The sequence below is a fragment of the Halorubrum sp. SS7 genome (assembly GCF_005435055.1).
In the GTDB taxonomy this organism is placed as follows: domain Archaea; phylum Halobacteriota; class Halobacteria; order Halobacteriales; family Haloferacaceae; genus Halorubrum; species Halorubrum salinarum.
The window spans coordinates 1-210 of the sequence record NZ_SGXV01000806.1 but is presented as its reverse complement, the minus strand read 5'-3'; the positions used below and the strand labels follow the sequence as shown (position 1 = coordinate 210).

Here is a 210-nt window from a genome sequence, read left to right as displayed (position 1 = left end):
GAGAAGGCGACGACGGTCCTGTTCCAGTTCATGCGGATGATCTCGCCGCTTGCGTGGTTCCCGATCGCGATCATCGTCTTCGGCGTCGGGACCCGCTCGGCGGTGTTCATCATGTTCATGGCCGGCGTCTGGCCGGTCGTATTGAACACCGCGCACGGGGTGGCGACGATCGAGGACGACTGGATCACGGTCGGCGAGTCGCTCGGCGGC

1 pseudogene is annotated in these 210 nt (G+C 65.2%); it reads left to right on the top strand.

Annotated features, from left to right (window positions below):
• Positions 1-210 (top strand): annotated as a pseudogene (locus EXE44_RS20610) (ABC transporter permease); the annotation flags it as partial.